The organism is Pseudomonas sp. SDI (genome assembly GCF_003105155.1).
Lineage (GTDB): Bacteria > Pseudomonadota > Gammaproteobacteria > Pseudomonadales > Pseudomonadaceae > Aquipseudomonas.
Genome location: NZ_QETK01000012.1, coordinates 1 through 21,193, shown reverse-complemented (window position 1 = coordinate 21,193; position 21,193 = coordinate 1). Strand labels below are relative to the sequence as shown.

15 protein-coding genes are annotated in these 21,193 nt (G+C 63.4%); 5 read left to right on the top strand and 10 right to left on the bottom strand.

The annotated features are described in order from the left end of the window. Positions 1–95: 95 nt before the first annotated feature. Entirely contained in the window at positions 96–1,289 is a 1,194-nt protein-coding gene (locus DCO48_RS09970) for an alpha-xenorhabdolysin family binary toxin subunit A (RefSeq protein ID WP_133247608.1), read from the top strand. Beyond that, complete coding sequence (locus tag DCO48_RS09965) at positions 1,289–2,308, top strand: alpha-xenorhabdolysin family binary toxin subunit B (RefSeq protein WP_116550436.1); 1,020 nt, start codon at positions 1,289–1,291, stop codon at positions 2,306–2,308. The genes DCO48_RS09970 and DCO48_RS09965 overlap by 1 nt, the downstream gene beginning before the upstream one ends. An 8-nt stretch (positions 2,309–2,316) precedes the next feature. Here DCO48_RS09965 and DCO48_RS09960 read toward each other — a convergent pair whose 3' ends face one another. From DCO48_RS09960 to DCO48_RS09940, 5 genes are all read right to left on the bottom strand, one after another. Further along, on the bottom strand, positions 2,317–2,709 hold the full coding sequence (locus DCO48_RS09960) for a protease inhibitor I42 family protein (RefSeq protein WP_116550435.1): 393 nt from the start codon (positions 2,707–2,709) through the stop codon (positions 2,317–2,319). Between the two features lie 94 nt (positions 2,710–2,803). After that, on the bottom strand, positions 2,804–5,224 hold the full coding sequence (lon, locus tag DCO48_RS09955) for an endopeptidase La (protein WP_116550434.1): 2,421 nt from the start codon (positions 5,222–5,224) through the stop codon (positions 2,804–2,806). A gap of 176 nt (positions 5,225–5,400) precedes the next feature. Continuing rightward, complete coding sequence (locus DCO48_RS09950; protein ID WP_116550433.1) at positions 5,401–7,809, bottom strand: glucose/quinate/shikimate family membrane-bound PQQ-dependent dehydrogenase; 2,409 nt, start codon at positions 7,807–7,809, stop codon at positions 5,401–5,403. 46 nt (positions 7,810–7,855) lie between these two features. Further along, positions 7,856–9,208: a carbohydrate porin gene (locus tag DCO48_RS09945; protein WP_116550432.1), complete on the bottom strand. Its 1,353-nt coding sequence runs from the start codon at positions 9,206–9,208 to the stop codon at positions 7,856–7,858. A gap of 200 nt (positions 9,209–9,408) precedes the next feature. Continuing rightward, positions 9,409–11,457, bottom strand: coding sequence for a TonB-dependent receptor (locus DCO48_RS09940; RefSeq protein ID WP_116550431.1), 2,049 nt, complete (start codon positions 11,455–11,457; stop codon positions 9,409–9,411). A 189-nt stretch (positions 11,458–11,646) separates the two neighbouring features. Between DCO48_RS09940 and DCO48_RS09935 the strand changes: the two genes are divergently transcribed. Both DCO48_RS09935 and DCO48_RS09930 read left to right on the top strand, forming a co-directional pair. Continuing rightward, a complete protein-coding gene (locus DCO48_RS09935; RefSeq protein ID WP_116550430.1) occupies positions 11,647–11,868 on the top strand; it encodes a VF530 family DNA-binding protein in 222 nt (73 codons plus the stop codon). Positions 11,869–11,872: 4 nt separating this feature from the next. Continuing rightward, positions 11,873–12,523, top strand: a complete 651-nt coding sequence (locus DCO48_RS09930; RefSeq protein ID WP_116550429.1) for a Pr6Pr family membrane protein — start codon at positions 11,873–11,875, stop codon at positions 12,521–12,523. 10 nt (positions 12,524–12,533) lie between these two features. Here the strand turns inward: DCO48_RS09930 and DCO48_RS09925 are convergent, their stop codons facing one another. From DCO48_RS09925 to DCO48_RS09915, 3 genes are all read right to left on the bottom strand, one after another. Next, positions 12,534–13,298, bottom strand: a complete 765-nt coding sequence (locus tag DCO48_RS09925) for a siderophore-interacting protein (protein WP_116550428.1) — start codon at positions 13,296–13,298, stop codon at positions 12,534–12,536. Next, a complete protein-coding gene (locus DCO48_RS09920) occupies positions 13,295–13,867 on the bottom strand; it encodes a PadR family transcriptional regulator (RefSeq protein ID WP_116550427.1) in 573 nt (190 codons plus the stop codon). Before DCO48_RS09920 ends, DCO48_RS09925 begins: the two co-directional genes overlap by 4 nt. Positions 13,868–13,993: 126 nt before the next feature. Continuing rightward, the gene (locus tag DCO48_RS09915; RefSeq protein WP_116550426.1) at positions 13,994–17,161 is read right to left on the bottom strand and encodes a transglycosylase domain-containing protein; all 3,168 of its coding nucleotides are present in this window, start codon (positions 17,159–17,161) and stop codon (positions 13,994–13,996) included. Positions 17,162–17,600: 439 nt separating this feature from the next. Between DCO48_RS09915 and DCO48_RS09910 the strand changes: the two genes are divergently transcribed. Next, the gene (locus DCO48_RS09910) at positions 17,601–19,016 is read left to right on the top strand and encodes an amino acid permease (protein ID WP_116550425.1); all 1,416 of its coding nucleotides are present in this window, start codon (positions 17,601–17,603) and stop codon (positions 19,014–19,016) included. Between the two features lie 66 nt (positions 19,017–19,082). Here DCO48_RS09910 and DCO48_RS09905 read toward each other — a convergent pair whose 3' ends face one another. Both DCO48_RS09905 and DCO48_RS22955 read right to left on the bottom strand, forming a co-directional pair. Then, positions 19,083–20,204 (bottom strand): OpgC family protein, encoded by a 1,122-nt coding sequence (locus DCO48_RS09905; protein ID WP_116550424.1) that lies wholly within the window; start codon positions 20,202–20,204, stop codon positions 19,083–19,085. A gap of 231 nt (positions 20,205–20,435) precedes the next feature. Then, positions 20,436–21,193: RHS repeat-associated core domain-containing protein (locus DCO48_RS22955; RefSeq protein WP_305887845.1), on the bottom strand; the 758-nt coding region annotated here is incomplete at its 5' end.

Genomic DNA, 21,193 nt, shown 5'->3' with positions numbered 1-21,193 from the left:
CGCCAGTTACTTAGCCTTGAGTACATGCCGCCATTGAAGTTCGGCATTCACTGCCCAGCGGGAAGTGATTCTTTATGTGCTACGAGGTTATCGTGATGACGGACACCATTGAGCATAAGCCCGTGGTCGAACTGGGTATCCAGGAACGCGCGGAGCTAGTGCCAGCGTCTTATTTCAATTTTATTTCCAGCCAGAGCCCGGTAAAGAATATCGAGCCGGCACTGATCTTCACCCGCTCCGACCTGGTCCGGATCAAACGCTATACCCACCAGGTTCATCGATTACCCACCGATGAAATAGTCTTGGCCCGGCAGAAGGGCTTTAGCGAAGTGGGTATTGATGCCGAGGGTATTCTGCACTTCTATAAAAACCTCAAGCGCCATGCCGACACGTGGGAAAAACTGGAGAACTACACCAAGGACCTCGGTTCCCACATCGAGTTGTTCTCCGAGGACTTCGCAGCCTCCGGCAACGAACTGATCACTACCCTGGAAAGTACCGAAGCCTATCAAGCCCTCCAGTCACTGACGCCGGAGCTGGCCCGCCAGCGGATTCAGCGGCACTCGTCGTTGAGCCTGCAGGATCGCCGGGTCGTCGAGGTCGACGTGCCGACTTACCTGAAAGAACTGAAGCTGGTGATCAAGGTACTGAGTGGCCGGGTCACCGTCGTTACGGAAATGTGCGACCACTTCTCGAAACAGATCGGCAGTGTCCTGGTGCCGACCGTGGAGTTGTTGCTCAAGCGCGTCACCGATGTCGACATCCTGGCCAGGATCAATACCTGGCGCGAAGAGGTGGCCACGCTCGACCTGGAGATCGAGAAGAAGGACCAGGAATATTCCGCGTTTGTCGGCTACAGCTTTACCGGGTTGGTTTTCGGCCCGCTGGGCTTACTGGTAACCGGGGGTATTTACGGGGCCAAGGCCGAAGACGTGCGGCGTCAGCGCAGCGCCATGGTCGCGCAGCGCGCCGAGTTCAATCGCAAACTTGGCAGCATCTGTCCGCTGGTCGGCGAACTTGAAGCCCAGGGCACCACACTCAAGGACCTGAAGTTTCTCCTGACGAATGTCGAGGCGGCGGCAAAGAACCTCGAAGACGTCTGGCGCATGCTCGACGCGTATATCGATCACTCCGAATCCAGCCTCGCCGCGTTACGCACGGATGTTGCCGTGGCGAAGTTCATCTGGGACTTCAAGAAAGTGCTACGGCCTTGGCAAAAGATTGGAAGTCTGTCCCGCGAGCTGTCGAAGATTTTCAATGAGCCGATCAATGACGAGGTCGTTATCTAATGAACAATGTTAAGAGTTGCCCGCTGTCCGGCACGATTGAACTGCCGGATATCAATGCCATGAAACTAACCAAGCAGGCCATGCACACACTGGTGCGGCGCGACAGCGATGCGCTGGGTGCGGCCCCGCGTGCGCAATTGATCGAGTTGCTGGAAGCGACCGATGCCTGCGAGGACTATGTGGCTGCGCAAGTGTTGCGTAGCCTGGTGAAGCTGAACAATCAGTCGGCGGCGGAAGCCGAGCAGGAGTTGCAGCGCATCGCCCAGGACGTGCGCCTGACTCCAGCACAGCGCGAGGAAGCGAAGCGGTTATTCCAGCAGGACCTTGAACAGGAGGGGCAACGCCTGCTGCTCGATCTGCGCAACCAGCGTGACGCCTTGCAGGACCGGGTGCGTGAGCTGCAACGTTTCGCGCTGGACGATGGTGCCGAGCAGGTGGCGACCCTGACGCTGCAACTGGCCAGCCTGAATGCCGAGCTGGACAAGTCCCGCCAGGCGCTGGCGGCACAGCGGTTGATCCAGGCCGACCTGGATAAGGTCATCGAGGCATTTTCGCCGCCAAGCCTAAGCCGCTTGTTCAAGGGCCAGATCCCCAGCGAAGGGATGATCGACCAGTTGCTCACGCTGAAAAACCTCACCGATTTCGACAGCGGTCTCCTGAAAGACGCCGCGCGCCTGCTGGAGCAACACATCGATCTGGTCGCCAAAGGTCGGCGCTATGCCGACGTGGTGGTGGCGCGGGATCGGGCGCGGCGCAATCAGCTCGATCGGCAGGCCGATATCGACGCCGGCACCGCGCGTCAGGCCCGGCTGGAGAAGGAACTGAGCCAATGGCAGGGCATTGGCCGCCTCGATCAATTGCGCCAGCAATGGCTGAGCGAAGCGAGCAAGGTGCCGGAAGGCTTGAGCTTCCTGCTGCTGGCCTGCGAGCAGCAACTTAGCCTGGCGTCGCTGAACGAGGGGTTGCGGCAGGTGGCGTGCTACTTCGGGGTGATCCGCAAACGCTACGAGGATGCGTGAGCGGCGGTTCAGCGCACCGTGATTACACAGTCGAAGGTTTGCACCGGGCGTACTTCCGGGGCCCAGGGCTGCTGATAGACCAGGAGCAGATGACCTTCGCCGGCCGCCTGGGCCTGGAAGCGCCAGACCGACTGACCGGCACTGCCCACGATCCCGGCGGTTTGTGGATTGCTGTAGACCTCCGGGCCGAGGCTGCGCAGGATCGCCGTCGCAGGGTTCTGCAGCAGCCAGCGGTAGCCGGTGCTGGGGTTGCTTGGCAGGGTCAGGTTGAGGGTCTGGCCGACCTGCAGGTTCACAGGGCATTGCGCCTGTTCTTCCAGGTTGACGACGTTACCCGGTTGGGTGGCGCAAGCGCCGAGCAGGGCGAGGCCCAGAGGCAACAAAAAGCGGGCGGCAGTCATGGCGGCTCCGGTGCGAAGACAGAGGCGCAGCATACCCCAAGCCGGACAGATTTCCAGCGTCCCCGCACCGCCTGGCGGTGCGGGGCGCTCAGGTTCAGAACAGCACTTTGGCGACGTCGCTGAAGCGCTTGGCGAAATGCACGTCGAGGCCTTCCTTCAGGTAGTCGGGCAGCTCCTCGAAGTCGCCGCGGTTGGCCTCGGGCAGGATCAGCTCGTGGATCTTCTGCCGGCGCGCGGCAATCACCTTTTCGCGCACCCCGCCAATCGGCAGCACCTGGCCAGTGAGGGTCAGCTCGCCGGTCATCGCTACGCCTTTTTTCGGCGGCTGGTTGCGCGCCAGCGACAGCAGGGCGCTGGCGATGGTGATGCCGGCGCTCGGGCCGTCCTTCGGCGTGGCCCCTTCCGGGACGTGCAGGTGGACGAAGGCCTCGTTGAAGTAGCCCGGCTCGCCGCCGTACTGCTTGAGGTTGGCACTGACATAGCTGTAGGCGATTTCGGCAGACTCTTTCATCACGTCGCCCAACTGGCCGGTCAGCTTGAAGCCGCGGTTCAGCGTGTGGATGCGGGTGGCCTCGATCGGCAGGGTCGCACCGCCCATGCTGGTCCAGGCCAGGCCGGTGATCACGCCCTTGCCGGACAGCACCTGTTCGCTGCGGAACAGCGGCATGCCGAGGGACGCTTCGAGGTCCTTGGGGCCGAGCTTGATCTTCGCTTCAGGGTTATCCAGCAACTGCACCACCGCCTTGCGCACCAGCTTGCCCAGCTGTTTTTCCAGCTGGCGCACGCCGGCTTCGCGGGCATAGCCTTCGATCACCGCGCGCAGGGCGCTGTCGCTGATGCTCAGGCTGCTTTTCGACACCCCGGCCTTGGCCAGTTGCTTGGGCCACAGGTGACGCTTGGCGATGGCGAGTTTTTCTTCGGTGATGTAGCCGGACAGACGAATCACTTCCATGCGGTCGAGCAGCGGTCCGGGGATCGAGTCGAGGGTGTTGGCGGTGCACACGAAGAGCACCTTGGACAGGTCCAGGCGCAGGTCCAGGTAATGGTCGAGGAAGTCGACGTTCTGTTCCGGGTCGAGGGTTTCCAGCAACGCCGAGGCCGGGTCGCCCTGGAAGCTCTGGCCCATCTTGTCGATCTCGTCGAGCATGATCACCGGGTTCATCACTTCGACGTCTTTCAGCGCCTGTACCAGCTTGCCCGGCTGGGCACCGATGTAGGTGCGACGATGGCCCTTGATTTCGGCTTCGTCGCGCATGCCGCCGACACTGAAGCGATAGAACGGCCGGCCGAGCGACTCGGCGATGGATTTGCCGACACTGGTTTTGCCCACGCCCGGCGGGCCGACCAGCAGCACGATGGAGCCGCTGATCTCGCCTTTGTAGGCGCCCACCGCGAGGAATTCGAGAATGCGTTCCTTGATGTCGTCCAGACCGGCATGGTGCTGGTCGAGCACCTTGCGGGCGTGCTTGAGATCGAGCTTGTCGGCGCCATACACGCCCCACGGCAGGGCGGTGGCCCAGTCCAGGTAATTGCGCGTGACCGCGTATTCCGGCGAGCCGGTCTCGAGGATCGACAGCTTGTTCATTTCCTCGTCGATGCGTTTCTGGGCGGCGGCCGAGAGGGTCTTGCCGTGCAGGCGCTGCTCGAATTGTTCGAGGTCGGCGCTGCGGTCGTCCTTGGTCAGGCCCAGCTCCTGCTGGATGACCTTGAGCTGTTCCTTGAGGAAGAACTCGCGCTGGTGCTCGCCGATCTGCCGGTTCACTTCGGCGGAGATTTCGTTCTGCAGGCGCGCCACTTCGACTTCCTTGCGCAGCATTGGCAGAACTTTTTCCATGCGCTTGAGCATCGGCACGCAGTCGAGCACTTCCTGCAACTGGTTGCCGGTGGCGGAGGTCAGCGCCGCGGCGAAGTCGGTGAGCGGCGACGGATCGTTGGGGCTGAAGCGGTTGAGGTAGTTCTTCAGCTCTTCGCTGTACAGCGGGTTGAGCGGCAGCAGTTCCTTGATCGCGTTGATCAGGGCCATGCCGTAGGCCTTGACCTCGTCGGTGGGCGCGCTCGGCTGGTGCGGGTACTCGACTTCCACCAGGTACGGCGGACGATGGTGCTTGAGCCAGGTGCGGATGCGCACACGGGTCAGGCCCTGGGCAACGAATTGCAGTTTGCCGTTTTCGCGGCTGGCATGGTGCACCTTGACCAGGGTGCCGTACAGCGGCAGCACCGAGGTGTCGAAATGGCGGGGGTCTTCCGGCGGGGTGTCCATGAAGAACAGCGCCAGGGCGTGGTCCGGGGTTTTCGCGACCAGGTCGAGGGTTTCCGCCCACGGCTCTTCGTTGACGATCACCGGCAGCACTTGCGCGGGGAAGAACGGCCGGTTGTGGATCGGGATGACATAGACCTTGTCCGGCAGGTTCTGCCCGGGCAGGGCCAGGTGACGGCCGTGGTGGTCGGAGGTATCGAGGTGTTCGACTTCGGTGTGTTCGTCGGGCTGTTCCGGGAGATCCTGCTGGTCGCTCATGGGGCACCTGCGCAAATGACTATGGTGCTTAGATGGGGAGGGTCGGTGGAGGTTTCAATGCGGGTGCCGGTTTAGCTTATCAGAGCGCTGCGCGCTTGGCGGGGCAAGGCGCGCTCCCACAAGAAACAAAAACGGCTACCCGAAGGTAGCCGTTGTACGGTCTGCAAGCCGGGGGATCAATCCGCCAGTTTGTAGGCAATCACGTAGTCGCCCATCTTGGTGCCCAGCGAGCCATGGCCGCCGGCGACGATCAGCACGTACTGCTTGCCGTCCTTACCGGTGTAGGTCATTGGCGTGGCCTGGCCACCTGCCGGCAGGCGGGCTTTCCACAGCTCCTTGCCGGTGTTGCTGTCATACGCGCGCAGGTACTGATCCAGGGTGCCGCTGAGGAAGCCCAGGCCACTGGCAGTGACGATCGAACCGCCCATGCTCGGGACGCCGATCGGCAGGCCGATCGGGATCGGCGAGCTGTCGCGGCTGGTGCCGTTCTTGTGCTTCCAGACCACCTTGCTGGTGGTCAGGTCGATACCCGCGACATAGCCCCACGACGGCGCCTGGCACGGTACGCCGAGCGGCGACATGAACGGGTGCATGATCACCGCGTACGGCGCGCCGCTGTTCGGCTGCACGCCAGAGGTTTCGCTCTCGCGCTTGCTGTCGGCAGCCACCTCGGCACGTGGCACCATCTTCGAGACGAAGGCCATGTAGTTCGGGCTGGTGAAGAGCATCTGGCGTACCGGGTCGACCGACACGCCACCCCAGTTGAACACGCCAACGTTACCCGGGTAGATCAGGCTGCCCTGCACCGACGGCGGCGTGTACTGACCTTCATAGCGCAGCTCGCGGAACTGGATGCGGCAGAGCATCTGGTCGAACGGGCTGGCGCCCCACATCGCCGCTTCGGTCAGGTCCGGACCCAGCAGGTTGAGGTCGGAACGGGCCTGGGTCGGGGCGGTGTGGTCGCCTTCGACGGCACCCTGTGGCGCCGGGATCTCGCGGATTGGCACGATGGCGCTGCCGTCGCGACGGTCGAGCACGTAGAGGCTGCCCTGCTTGGTCGGTGCGATCAGCGCCGGCTTCACGCCGTCGGCGGTTTTCAGGTCGACCAGGGTCGGCTGGCTGCCGACGTCCATGTCCCACAGGTCATGGTGGGTGAACTGGTAGTTCCAGCGCACCTTGCCGGTGGCCAGGTCCAGGGCCACCACGCCGGCGCTGAACTGCTCGGCGCCCGGGGTGCGGTTGGCGCCCCACTGGTCAGGGGTCTGGTTGCCCAACGGCAGGTAGACCATGCCCAGCTTTTCGTCGACGCTGGCCAGCGACCACATGTTCGCCGAGTTGCGGCTGTAGGTTTTGCCCGGGGCGAGCGGGGCGGTGTCGTCCGGCTTGTCGCTGTCCCAGTTCCACACCAGATGACCGTCGTGCACGTCGTAGGCACGGATTACCCCGGACGGTTCGTTGGTCGACTCGTTGTCGGTCACGTGGCCGCCGATGATCACCAGCTCACGGGTAATCGCCGCCGGCGAGGTGGAGTAGTAGCCACCGGCCGTGAACGGGCCGATGCCGGTGGTCAGGTCGATCGCGCCTTGATTGGCGAAACCTTCGCAGACCTTGCCGTTGTCGGCGTTGATCGCGATCAGGCGTGCGTCGGCCGTCGGCAGGTACAGCCGACGTGGGCAGGCGCGGGCCACGGCCTGGCCGGCTTCGGAGATTTTCGGTACCGGGCTGCCATCGGCGCTCAGGTAGCTGTTCTCGTCGTAGTAGGAAACCCCGCGGCAGGTCATGTGGGCGAAGCCCTTGAAGCCTACCGGGCTCTTGATCTGCGGATCGAAACGCCAGATTTCCTTGCCGGTGTCCGGGTCCAGGGCCAGCACGCGGCTGTGCGCGGTGCAGGCATAGAGCATGCCGTTGGCCTTGAGCGGGGTGTTCTCGTTGGTCAGCTCGACCGGGTCGTTGGCGGTTGGCAGGTCGCCGGTCTGGATGCGCCAGGCTTCCTGCAGCTTGTGCACGTTGTCCGGGGTGATCTGGCGCAGCGGCGAGTAGCGGTCGCCGAACTCGGTGCGGCCATAGGCCTGCCAGTCGCCGTCGGGCATGTCCGGGGCGGCACTGCGCAGCTCGCCGCCGTCACGGCCGAGCTTGCCGTGGATCTCGCCAGGGCTGGTGAACTGGCTGCCGATCGCGCTGCCGCCGGCGAGCACTACGCCCAGGCCAAGCAGGCCGAGGTTGGCGCGTGCCGGTGAACCGGCCAATGGACGCCAGGCCCATGGCAACAGCAGCACGACACCGAGGGCGAACCACAGCGCCAGGCGCGGTACCAGTTGCCACCAGTCCAGGCCGACTTCCCACAGCGCCCACAGGCTGCTGCCGAGCAGCACCAGGCCGTACAGGCCCAGGCCTTCGCGGCGCAACAGCAGCAGCAACAGGCCCGACAGGGCGAAGCCTGCGCCGGCAATCAGGTAATACAGCGAGCCGCCCAGCTGGCTCAGCTTGATGCCGCCCGCCAGCAGGGCCAGGCCCATCAGCAACAGCAGCACGCCGAGCAGTCTCGGTAGCCAGCGGGTTCTACTCAGGGCACCGTCTGTGCTCATCGTGTGTTCTCCGTTAGGTTGAAAAGTTCAGGGGCCACAGCCCGGTTCAGAAGCTGCTCTGGATCTTCAGCCCGCCGATCAGCGCATCGTCGACCTGACCGACCCCGCCCGGATGGCGGATGTACTGCAGGTTCGGGCGCACGGTCAGCCACTCGGCCAGGTGGATGCCGTAATACAGCTCGGCGCTGTACTCGGTGTCCTGGACGGGCAGGAAGGCGGCGTTGTTGTAGTCGAAGACGTTGGCGGCGAGGTTGTGTGCCGCAGCGTTCTTGCGGTAGGCCGGGTTGACGTGCACGCGGGCGAGGGCGAAACCGATGTCGTCCTTGGCGCGGGCAGCGAACGGCCCCTTGTACACCACACCTGCCTGAACATAGTTGTCGATGGCATTGGTCTTCTTGTCGTGCATCGTGGCGTTGGCGAAAACGCTCAGGCCACGCGAATGATCGCTGGCCAACGACGTCACCTGCTGCTGTGCCCCCAACCAGAACCCGTGTTTGCTCGAACTGCTGCGATAGGCCTGGCCGCTCAACGCTGCCGGTTGGTCGTTGCCGTCCTTGTAAACATCTTGTGCCTTGGCATTACTGTAGTAGTAACCGGCGCGATATTCCCCTTTCAGGCCGCCAACGGCCGGGCTCCAGACCAGTTCCAGCGGGAACAGCGCACCTTCGCTGCCGCTGCCGCTGAGCTTGAAGCCGTTCTCGCGGTCGAGGTTAGAGGGGTTCTGCTCATAGGCCCCGATCTGCGCATAGAGTTCAGGCGAAAGGTTGTATTTGACCCGCAGTGCCCATTGGCTGACCGGCCAGTTGTACCAGACGCTGCCGGCCCAGTTGCCGACCTGCGAGCCGCAGAACGCCAGGTTCTGGAAGTCGCAGGGGAAGCTGTTGAAGTCTTCGCCCTGGCCGAAACGGCCGAATTTCACGTCCAGCGCACCGTCGAAGTACTTCTGCTTGAACCACAGCTGGGTCAGGCGCCAGGTCTGGCCACGGCCCCAGACTTCCTGGGCGGAGGTGAAGCCGCCGACGCGCGGGTCGTTGATGCGGTCATTGCTGATGTTGTTGCCGTGACGCTCGGTCACGCTCAACTGGAATTCGCTGTCGTGCCAGCCGAGGATCTTTTCCAGGTCCAGGTGACTGCCCAGGGTGAACTGGTCGCTGTAACGCGCCGTGTTGCTGTGGTCGTAGCCACCGCGCAGGTTGGCGCCCAGCTCGCCGACGTAACCCAGGGTGAAATCGTAGCCGCGCTCGGCAAGCTCCGTGCGGGTGCCTCCCCAGTCGCCGAGCATCCAGGGCGAGTCACCGTCGAACAGTGCTGCGGCATTGACCGAGCAGGCCAGGGTGCTGGCAGTCAGCGCTGACAAGAGGGTCGCAGTGGCGGGGCGGGAACGATGAATATGAGGCATGGGATAGCGCTATCTTCTGATTTTAGGAAAAACGGCAAATATCCCGACGTGCAGACATCGTCGAGATCAGGGCGATAAGGGGTGCTACTGAAGCGGTTCAGCGTGCGGCGGGGAGGATATAGACGAACTTGTAAGAAAAAAAGACAAATCGGCAAGAGGCACCGTTGCCGGATGCGTAACAATCCGGCAACGGCGGTGCTTCAGAACGTGGTGCGCAGGCCTACTTCGACACTGCGGCCCGGTGCCGGGGCGATGTCACGCAGGATCGAACTGGCATAGCGTACGGTCTGATCGGTGAGGTTTTCACCGCGCACGAAAGCCAGCCAGTCGCTCGTGCCGACCTCGAAGCGGTAGCCGACGCTGGCGCCGAGGGTGGTGTAGCCGTCGGTGCTGGTTTCGTTGGCCGGTTTGCGGTGCTGGGCGCTGGCGTGCTGCACGTCGAGGCGCGCCTGCCAGCGTTCCAGGTCCCACACCAGGCCGCTGTTCAGGCGCAGCGGGGCGATGCGCGGCAGGTCTTCGCCGGTGTCGAGGTTCTTCGCCCGGGTGTAGTCGCCGGAGAGCTCCAGGGCAAGGTTGCCGTACTGGCTTTGCAGCAGCTGCCAGCGGTCCTCGGCTTCGATCCCATAGAAGCGTGCGCGCACGCCGTGGTAGAGGTATTCCGGCACATCGCCGTGGTCGTGATCATGATCGTGGTCATGCTCGTCGCCGTGATCGTGGTGGTGGCCCTCGCGCAGGTTGCCGCTGCTCAGCAGGCCGATGTAGTTGCGGAAGTGGCTGTAGAACACGCCAGCGCTGCCCTTGTGGGTGCCGTTGTCGAAGCGCAGCGCCAGGTCGCTGGAGAGGGCTTTTTCCTTGGACAGGTTCGCATCGCCCACTTCATAGGTGCCGGTGGCGACGTGGGCACCATTGGCGTACAGCTCGTAGAAGGTCGGCGCGCGCTCGGTGTAGCCAAGGTTGGCGGCCAGTGCCCAGACCGGGGTCAGTTGATACACGGTGCCGGTCGAGAGGCTGGCGGCGTTGAAGCTGCTGGTGCTGTCGGTGTCGGCGAAGCGCTCGCTGCCCTTGCTGTCCGGGTCGACGCGGGTGTGTTCCAGGCGCGCGCCGACGCTCAGGCTGAGGCGTTCGCTGGCTTGCCACTGTTCCAGCAGGAACAGCGCCAGGCTGTCGGTGTTGGTGTGCGGAACAAAGGCTTCTTCGCCCAGCGCGGAGAACTCGTTGCGGCTGACTTGCGCGCCGACCACCCCTTCCAGCGGCCCCAGTGGCGGGTGCCGGGCTTCGACGCGGGCCTCGTAGCCCTTGTTCTTGAAGGTGGTGTGGACCTCGCCGCTTTCCAGCTCGCGGTGCTGGTAGTCGGTGTAGCCAGCATCGAACTTCACCGCGCTGAACGGGCCGTCGAGGTCGCGCAATTCCGAGGCGAAAGCGTAGTGGTCCTGTTGCATGTCCAGGCGCACGCCGGGCTCGGCGACCGAGCCGTAGTTGGAGTCGTAGCGGCTGTAGGACAAGCCTGCGTAACCGTGATCCCAGTTGTAGGAACCGCCGATTGCACCGCCATCCTGGCGGCCATCGCTGTTGTCCAGACGGTGCTTGTCGCCGCGGTTGTCGGCGTCGCGCACCTTCGAACTGCGGGCGTAGCCGGGGATGCGCAGGTCGTTGAACTGGCGACTGTTGGCATCCAGGTGCAGGGCGAAGCGGCCATCGCCGGCTTCCAGCTTGCCGGCGCTGCTGCGTGTGGTGTCGGCACCGCCGTAACGCAGTTCGCCGGCACCGTGGATGCCGTCGATGGGCGCATCGGGGATGCGGTTGTCGAAGCTGTTGACCACGCCGCCGATGGCGTTGCCGCCGTACAGCAACGCGGCCGGACCGCGGACGATCTCGATGCGTTCGATGTTGACCGGGTCCAGCGGTACGGCGTGGTCATACGACAGCGACGAAGCATCCAGCGCGCCGACGCCATTGCGCAGGAGGCGAATGCGGTCGCCATCCAGGCCCCGAATCACCGGGCGGCTGGCGCCCGGGCCGAAGTAGGTCGAGGCCACGCCGGGCTGGTTGTTCAGGGTTTCGCCGAGGCTGCCTTTTTGTTCGAGGGTCAGCGCGTCGCCTTCGAGCACGCTGCTGGGCGTGGCCGATTGCGCGGCGCCCAGCGGGTTGGCGGTGATGAGCTGGGGTTGCAGTTCCAGGGCCTGGCTCAGTGGCGAGGCCAGTAGCAGCGCGGCAGCGAGGGGGGAGAGGTGAAGCGGGAGGTGACGCATTATCGGGTCCTTGGCAGTCGGTGTTTATTGTTACAGTATAACATTAACAATAAACATTAAATCCCCGAGCGCTGACTAGAGCCTTCGCCGCGACTAGACTGCGAGCAAAGCGGCTAAAAAACCGCGAAATGCAGACGCGCCGACGCGCCTGGGCTAAGGTGCGCACCTTTGATTGGCTGGAGCTAAGGCATGACTGCCGCTAATACCAACCCGCTGCACGGCGTGACGCTGGAACAGATCCTCACCGCGCTGGTGGCGCACTACCAATGGGAAGGCCTGGCGCAGCGCATCGACATCCGCTGCTTCAAGAGCGACCCGAGCATCAAGTCGAGCCTGACCTTCCTGCGCAAAACCCCGTGGGCGCGGGAGAAGGTCGAACGCCTGTACGTGAACCTGCAGCGCGGGCGCTGAGCCTATGCCGCCACGCCTGTGGATCGCGCTCGGCGCCGGCCTGGGCTGGGCAGCCCTGAGCATCCAGCTGTACCTGGTGCTGATTGCCCGCTGGCAGGATCAGGCCAGCCTGCTTGGCGGCCTGGTGAACTATTTCAGTTACTTCACCGTCCTCAGCAACACCTTGGTCGCCAGTGTGCTGACCTACGCGGTGTGCGGCCGCGAATCGGCGGCGCGACGGTTCTTTCTCAGCCCCTCGATCAGTAGCGCGATTGCCACCAGCATTATTCTCGTCGGCCTGACCTACAGCCTGCTGCTGCGCCATCTATGGTCGCCGCAAGGTTGGCAATGGCTGGCCGACGAACTGCTGCACGACATCATGCCGTTGCTGTTCGTTGGCTATTGGTGGTGCTGTGTCGAGAAGGGCACCTTGCGGGCCAGGCACTTGCTGCACTGGCTGCTGTATCCGCTGGTGTATTTCGTTTACACGCTGCTGCGTGGGCATGGCATCGGTTTTTACCCGTACCCGTTTGTCGATGTCGCAAGCCTGGGGGTTGCCCGCGTGTTGCTCAATGCGCTGGCGATTCTCGCCGTGTTCATCCTGATCGGCGCGCTGCTGATCGCCCTCGACCGCTGGCAGGGCAGGCGCCTGGCCAATGCCAGGGCACAGCCCTGATGCCACCGGTTTACGCGTCGTCGCTGAGGTCCAGGCGCCAGTAGGCGACGGCCTTCAAGGCATCTTCCTGTACCCCTTTGCTTTCCAGCAGCAATGCCTTGGCCTTGCGCGTCAGGCTTTTTTCCAGGGCGATCCAGCTGTACAGCCGGCCCTCGGGCAGCGCCAGGTCGCGCAGTACAGTGAGCAGCGCGTCCGGCCGGCGCTGAACCCAGATCACCTCGACTTGCGCCTGGCTGTGCAGCGCGTGCTGCTCGTCGGCATTCTCGATTTCAATGACGGCGAGCACACGGCGGTTCGCCGGCAGTTCTTCCAGGCGCCGGGCGATGGCCGGGATCGCCGTTTCATCGCCGATCAGCAGGTAGCTGTCGAAGATGTCCGGCACCACCATCGAGGCCCGTGGGCCGGCGACCACCAGGCACTGGCCGGGTGCGGCTTGGGCTGCCCAGGTCGACGCAGGGCCGTCGCCGTGCAGGACAAAATCCAGGTCCAGCTCGCCAGCAGCCAGGTCGATGCGCCGTGGGGTGTATTCGCGCAGGGTCGGGCGCACGCCGTCGTTGGCTGCCGGGTCGTCCAGGGCGGCCTGCTCTTCGGGCGAGCAGGCGAACATCAGTTTGACGTGATCGTCTGTGCCGACGCTGACGAAGCCGGCCAGCTCCGGCCCGCCGAGGGTGATGCGGCGCATCCGTGGGGTCAGCTCGGTGACTCGCAGCACCTGCAGCGTGCGGCGTTTGATTTCGTGGTTGACGCGGTGAATGGTGGGTTCGCTAACCGTCATTCGGGTTTCTCCTGGGTAGGCGCTGCCGGGCCGGCAACGATGGCGTTGGCGGTGTCGTTGAGCAGGGTGCGCACCCGCTCGATTTCTTCCGGGTTCCAGCGCCCGGCATGCATCTGCAGGGCATGACGCAGGTTGTGCACGGCTTCGTGGATTTCCTGCGGACGGTCGTTGACGCGCAGCGAGCGCTTGCTGACTTCGATGCGCATGCGCACACCATCGAGCGCAATCGACTGCTCGGCCAGCGACGAGCGGCCGGCGGCGGTGATGCTGTAGAGGCGTTTGCTGCCCTGGGTTTCGCCGCTGATCAGCTCGCTTTCTTCGAGGAAGTTCAGGGTCGGGTAGATCACCCCGGGGCTCGGCGTGTAGCCGCCGTTGAACAGCGCTTCGATCTGGCGGATCAGGTCGTAGCCGTGGCCGGGTTGCTCGGCGAGCATCGATAACAGCAGCAGTTTCAGGTCGCCGGGGGCGAATACGCGGGGACCGCGGTCGCCGCGTTCGCGGCCATGCGGCCGGTCGAAACCGTCGTGCCGCTCGTTCGCCTCGCGATGAGGGTGGTGGTGGTCACGCATGAACTGTCTCCCGTTTGCGTAAGATATATCTCAAGATATTACGTAAGATATATCGCAAAGCAAGTCGGTATCAGACGCGTGGTGCGCATTGATACCGTGCAGGAGACGAAATCCGCAGCCGTTTCTTCAGTGCAGGGCAGCCATCGTAGCGTGGCTGGGCGCGCTAACCGGCGGCGCGCAGAGGGTGTTCTGACCCGGTTCCAGGTACGGCATGAGGATCGGTGCCATGCCCTTGAGCACCTGCACCGGCAATGCCGAAGTGAACTTGAAGGCCTCGGCGGCGCGCCCCGGCACAAAGGCGGTGAGCGTGCCGAAGTGGTTGTCGCCCAGGTAGAACACGAACGTGGCCGTGCGGTTCAGCGAGCGCGAGCCGATCAGCCGGCCGCCGGCACCGAAGCTCTCGATACGGTTGTCGCCGGTGCCGGTTTTGCCGCCCATCACCAGCGGCGTGCCGTCGGCCGTCTTGAAGCTGCCGGACACGCGCCGTGCGGTACCGGCATCGACCACCTGCGACATGGCCCCGCGCAGTGCCCGCGCCACTTCCACCGACAGCACCCGTTCGCCACGATCCGGGTCACCGGCCAGGCGCACTTCATAGGGCGTGTTGGCGGCAAAGTGCAGGGTGTCGATGCGCAGCACCGGCAGGCGCACGCCGTCGTTCTGGATGATCCCGACCAGTTCGGCCAGCGCCGCCGGGCGGTCGCCCGAACTGCCGATGGCGGTGGCCAGCGATGGCACCAGGTGATCGAACGGATAACCGACCTGTTTCCAGCGCTGATGGATATCGAGGAACGCCTCGATCTCGACCATGGTCCGGATCCGGCTGTCGCGCGCGCCCTTGTGCCGACTCTTGAACAGCCAGCTGTAGACTTCCTGACGTTCGAAATGGCTGGCGAGCACGGCGTCCTGGAAGCTGGCGCTGGGGTGTTGCAGCAGGTAGCCGAGCAGCCATAGGTCCAGCGGGTGCACGCGGGCGATATAGCCTTGGTCGGGGAGGTCGTATTTGCCCGGTCCATAGGCCAGGTACCAGTCTTCCAGGCGCGCGTCGGTGACCGCTTCCTGCTTGTTGGTCGGGCGCTTGCCGTTGACCTGCAGATCTTTTTTCAGGTGCGCGCGGACGAACGAATTGAAGGTGGCCTGACTGGCTTCGGGGAACAGGTAGCGGTGCACCGCCGCCAGGCGGATCGGCGTGATGCGCAGGCTGTCGAGGAAGGTATCGAGACGCTCCTGCGAGGTTTTGCGCTGGTACTTCTTCCAGAACCGGCGCATGAAATCGGTGCCTTCGCGGTCGGCGAACCGCGCCAGGTATTCCTGCCGGCGCGGTTCGGCGTCGTCCTTGAGCAACGGCCCGCTATTGCCTGGCGCTTGATAGGTGCTGTACCGCACCAGATCGCGCATCAGCCGGATGAATGGCAGGTTGATCGAATCGCGCAGGGCATCCTTGAGGGTCGGAATCCGGCCGTTGTCCTCCTTGCGGAAGTTGTTGAACACATGCAGGCCGCCGCCCGTGAAGAAGGCTTCGCCGGGGCTGGCGGAGTATTTGCGCTCCAGTGCCGCGTCGAGCATGTCAGTGACGTTCTGGTCCTTGTGCTGCATCAGGTAGTCGAGCGCCCAGCGGGTGATGAAGTCGGTGTCGGCAACCTCGACGTTCTTCAGCTCTGCCAGCGGCTTGCCGGCATAGCGCTCATGCAGTTCGGCGATGATCTGCAGGTAGCTGGTCAGCACCCGCAGCTTGGCTGTGGAGCCCAGTTCCAGCTTGCTGCCTTCGTTGATGTCGAACGGCTGGTCGGTGCTGTCGGTCTGCACCCGCACCCGCGAGCCGTCGGCGGTGCGCTCCAGCAGGGTGAAACTGTAGCGCACCTGGGTGGTACTGGTCGGCGTCAGCAGACGTTCGCCCATCAGCCCCATCTGTGCGGCAAATGCCGGGTCGGCGAGGTTCTTCAGGTATTGGCTGACCTGGGTCTGCAACTCCGACTGCAAGGTACTGGTGGCCGACAGGTCGAGCCGGTCGAGGTCGTACAGCGGTCGGTTGAGCATCGACGACAGGCGGCTGCGGGCCACGCTGATGCCCTTGTTGGTAACAATCGGGACGATGGTCGGTTGCGCCACCCAGTCGCGGAAGGTCACCGTGCTCGCCAGCGCGGCGTCGGCCAGCGGGCGGTCGATGATGTTGTTCGCCGCCAGCAGACGCACATGGCTGTCGGTCAGTTCGGCCAGTTCGGCGCGGCCTTTGGCGAGGAAATGCGAAGGCCGGCGCTGGGCGATCATCAGCGACAATACCTGGCGCAAGGCCAGACCGCGTGCCGCCAGGCTGGCCGGGTCGCTGGCGGTGGAGGCGAGCGTCTGGTTGACCTGGTTGAAGTCGGCGCCGTACCACACGCGCAAGCCTTCGGCCATGCCATGCACCTCGCCATGCCCTGGCACGGCCGACAGCGGCACACTGTTGAGGTAGTCGCGGACGATACGCTGGCGCGCTTCCAGGGTTTGCGGCCCCCCCTGGTAGGCGCGCACGCTGGCCGAAATCATCTGGCGGATCTTCTCGCTGCCCGACACGGTCAGGCCGTCCGGCGAGTGCCGGTACTTTTCCAACTGGGTCGCCAGGGTACTGCCGCCGGCCGACTGGCCGGGCAGGGCGAGGTACTTGGCCACCTGGCTGTAGGCGGCCATGGCGAAGCGTGGCCAATCCACTGCGGGGTTGCCGCGCGGGTCGTTGGGGTCGAGCAGGTCGCGGTTCTCGATGAACAGCAGGCTGTGCACGATCACCGGCGGGATCGAGCCGAAATCCGGGTAAAGGTATTGTGGGTAGTGGTACTGGTACAGCACCTCGGCCTTGCAGTCGGTGATCGCCAGGCCCGCCTGGATCTTTTCCGTATAGGGCACGAAGAAGCCGTGCTTGACATAGTTCATCAGGGCGGGCGAGAAGCGCGTCTGCTCGACGATCACGTAGTCGCGCTTGAGCAGGCGCTGCAAGAACTCGTCCATGGCGCTGTAGCCCAGGCGCTTGTCGAACGGGCCGTCGCCCGGGTACTGGATCGAATCGGTGGGGCCGGGGTGCATGGAATAGCTGAGCGTCGCGGCGAACTTGCTGAATTCGCGCGATTGCAGTTCCGAGCTCTGCATTTCACGGTAAGCGCCCATGCCGATCACGGCGCCGACAATCAGCAGGACCAGTACGATCAGCCAGAACAACCACCAGCCCCGGCGTAGGCGCGGGCGTTTGGGCAATGGCGAGTCATCCGTTTCTGCAGAGGGTGCTTGAGTCCTGGTTGGTTCCTGATGCAACTGTGCGCCCATAGTGTTCAGCCCGGCTACGAATGTTCGTCTTGCTTGCCTGAAGCTTAGACGCTGGCCGGCGAAGGTGAAAAAATTGTGGGATTTCAGCGCTTGAGGTGTAAGTCATTGACTGGAAATGCGTCTTTGGTGGGACTGGTAATGCCCCGTTTTGGTGCTATGTTAGCCGCCCGGTTTCCCTCGGTCCGACGCGACTCGGGGAATGCCACTCCGTAATAGCGGTTATTGCCGAGACTTCTCGCCAAATATCGTGGTTTTTATAGTGAAAAGACCTGTAGTGGCCTTTCTATACTGCTCGCCCCTTTCGCTCTGCCGGTGCTTCGCCGCTTGGCAGGCGGGCCCCGCCCACAAGGCTGGGTCCGGCGAGGTGCCGCACTGCTTATCGGTGGCGCGCTGCCTGCACGACGGGTTATATCCAATAACAAAATGAGGTTGTATTTCTATGCCAGTCGGCAACCACCCTTCTCATGGTGAGACCGCCCAGGGCGGCCCACTCAAGCGAGAGCTCGGCGAACGTCACATTCGCCTGATGGCGCTGGGCGCCTGTATCGGTGTCGGTCTGTTTCTCGGTTCGGCCAAGGCCATCGAAATGGCCGGCCCGGCGATCATGCTGTCGTACATCATTGGCGGTCTGGCGATCCTGGTGATCATGCGGGCGCTCGGCGAGATGGCCGTGCACAACCCGGTCGCCGGCTCCTTCAGCCGTTACGCGCAGGACTACCTGGGCCCATTGGCGGGCTTCCTGACCGGCTGGAACTACTGGTTCCTGTGGCTGGTGACCTGTGTGGCGGAAATCACCGCAGTGGCCATCTACATGGGCATCTGGTTCCCCGAAGTGCCGCGCTGGATCTGGGCCCTGGCGGCGCTGGGCAGCATGGGCGCGATCAACCTGATTGCAGTCAAGGCCTTCGGTGAGTTCGAGTTCTGGTTTGCCCTGATCAAGATCGTCACCATCATTGCCATGGTGCTGGGCGGGGTCGGGGTGATTGCCTTCGGTTTCGGCAATGACGGCGTGGCCCTGGGTATTTCCAACCTGTGGAGCAATGGCGGTTTCATGCCCAACGGCGTGACCGGCGTGCTGATGTCGCTGCAGATGGTGATGTTCGCCTACCTGGGCGTGGAAATGATCGGCCTGACCGCCGGCGAAGCGCGCAACCCGCAAAAAACCATTCCACAGGCCATCGGTTCGGTGTTCTGGCGCATCCTGCTGTTCTACGTCGGTGCGCTGTTCGTGATCCTGTCGATCTACCCGTGGAACGAAATCGGCAGCCAGGGCAGCCCGTTCGTGATGACCTTCGAGCGTCTGGGCATCAAGACCGCCGCCGGCATCATCAACTTCGTGGTCATCACCGCCGCGCTGTCGTCGTGCAACGGCGGTATCTTCAGCACCGGGCGCATGCTCTACAGCCTGGCGCAGAACGGCCAGGCGCCGGCGACCTTCGCCCGTACCTCGAACAATGGCGTGCCGCGTAACGCGCTGCTGCTGTCGATCGGCGCACTGCTGCTGGGCGTGCTTGCCAACTACCTGGTACCGGAGAAAGTGTTTGTCTGGGTCACCGCGATTGCCACCTTCGGTGCGATCTGGACCTGGGTGATGATCCTGCTCGCGCAGCTCAAGTTCCGAGCCGGCCTGAACGATGCCGAGCGCGCAGCGTTGAAGTACCGCATGTGGCTGTGGCCGCTGAGCTCGTACCTGGCGCTGGCGTTCCTGATTCTGGTGGTAGGCCTGATGGCGTACTTCGAAGAAACCCGCGTGGCGCTGTATGTCGGCCCGGCGTTCCTGGTGCTGCTGACCGTGCTGTATTACCTGTTCAAGCTGTCGCCGAAGGCTGAAGCGGGCGCTGTGGCGCGCGCCTAAAACGCTTCGCCGGACGAGCCCGCTCCCAGCGTGCTGTGGGAGCGGGCTCGTCCCGCGATGAGGCCCTCACGCGGTAACCTGAACCGGCCGATTCAAGCGCTTGTTCAGGTCCAGCCACACCGCCAGCAATACCATCAAGCCCACCCCCACCAGTGCCGTTAGCACCTGCATCGGCCACTCATCCCCGCCCAGCGCATTGGCCATGTCTGCCAGTGGCGCCAGCAGCACACCCAAACAGAACACCTCCAGCGAGTAGCGGCCCATTCGGCAGCTCTGCTGCGCCAGCCAGCCGTGCACCCAGGCGCCGCGGGGCAACAGCTTCGCCGTGCAGTAGGCCAACGCGAGGAAATGCAGCAGGCGTGCCGGCGACAGGTTGGTCTTGCTGATCGGGTATAGCCACTCGGCGAGCATCCTTGGCATCAGTGCATCGTGCACGGTGGGCCAGCGCCACGACAGGGCAATCGCCGCACACACCAGCAGATACCCGGCGGCCACGCAGAACAGTGGCTGGCGCGTTAGCGGCCGGGTCTCCTGCGGTTTCTCGCGCTGCGCATCTATCGCCACCGCACCGCCCAGCACGAACAGCAGTTGCCAGGCCAGCGGGTTGAAGAACCACACGCCGCCTTCCTGTGCCGCCAGGTTCCACTGGAACGTCGGTGCCAGCAGGTACAGTGCCACCGACAGCCCAACTACATATTCGGCCTTGCGCAGCAGTAACGGCAGCACCAGCGGCAAGCCGAGCAGCAGCAGGATGTACAGCGGCAGGGGGTCCATCAGGTTCGGTTTGAAGCGCAGCAGCAGTTCGTCGACCAGCGCTTGCTGTGGGTTGCCGAGGAAGTAGTAGAGGCCCATGTCCTGAATCATGTCGCGGGTTTCGACATGGTTGTTGGCGACGAAGACAATCCCCATCAGCAGCACCAGCAGGAAGATATGCACGATGTACAGCACCCAGGCCCGGCGCAGGATGCGTACGCAAGCGACCAGCCAACCGTCGCGCAGGGCGATCTTGCCGTAGGCCAGCACGGCGGCGTAGCCGGCGAGGAACACGAAGATTTCCGCCGCGTCGCTGAAGCCGAAATTGCGTACGGTGATGTTGGCCAGCGGGTTACCGGGAATGTGGTCCCAGAAGATGAAAATCAGCGCCAGCCCACGGAAGAAGTCGATGCGATGGTCGCGACCGTTGTTCATGATGTCAGGCCTTGGCGAGGGTGTTTCAGTAAAGGATAGGTGCCCACGCGGTGAGGTTCCGCGGCGCGGAGCGTTACCGATCAGCGGCGGCGAGGGTGTAAAAAAAGGGAAACAATTGCAATGGGGGCTTGTTACTGGATGTCTCCAGGGGGCAGCGACATCGGCCGTTGCACAGACGGCACACGGCGAAATACACCACTGTCAGGTGGAGCAGGGTATGTTCAGATCAGTTTAGGCCTTTCGCACTTCCCGATTTGTTTTCGACGACGAAGTGAAGGTCATGGGTTTATAGTTGGGCGCTTGTTTGTTCGGTTCGATGTTGAAGGGGATTCTCTGCTTGGGAACTGAGTCGGTTCTGGCATTCAACACCCCTTGGTAAGCTTTCACCGGTATGCCGGTTGCATCGTGCAGCCGTTGGCCAAGTGACGCTGAACCATCGGGTGCCGGGTCGGCACCGTGGCAGAGCAGCAGTCTTATACGGGCGGTTTCTGGGCTGATAATGCCAGGCTGCGCTGTGAACTCCTCGACGAAGTCAGCTGCTTTTTTCATATTGCTACCATCTTCGATATACCCCGGTAGCCCATGCCCGCTTATATTGAGTTCCACTTTGCCGCCGAACATGGCTCTTTCAAATGTGCTGATCGTAGGTGAGTATACCCTGTAGTTTCTGAGCAGGGTCGTCGTTGCCGGCGTCTCGGCCAAGCGCATAGTGAATGCGTTCAAAAACGCGGCACTTTTTCTCATATCGGCTTGCAGGTTGGCTCGGCTCAGAGAGGATTTTCCGGCCAACCCCAGGCCTTTCAGGATCGACGACCAGAATGAATGGCCACTTGGATCGCGCCGATTCACCGGGTCGCCTGCGCAATAGGCGTACGCATTCAGTCCGCCGCTGCCAAACGGGCTGAAACTGTCCGGGCTATTGAAGCGCATCAACAGTGGATTGAAGCCTCGATAACTACCCAGCAGGTAGTGCCCGGTCATCGGTTCTG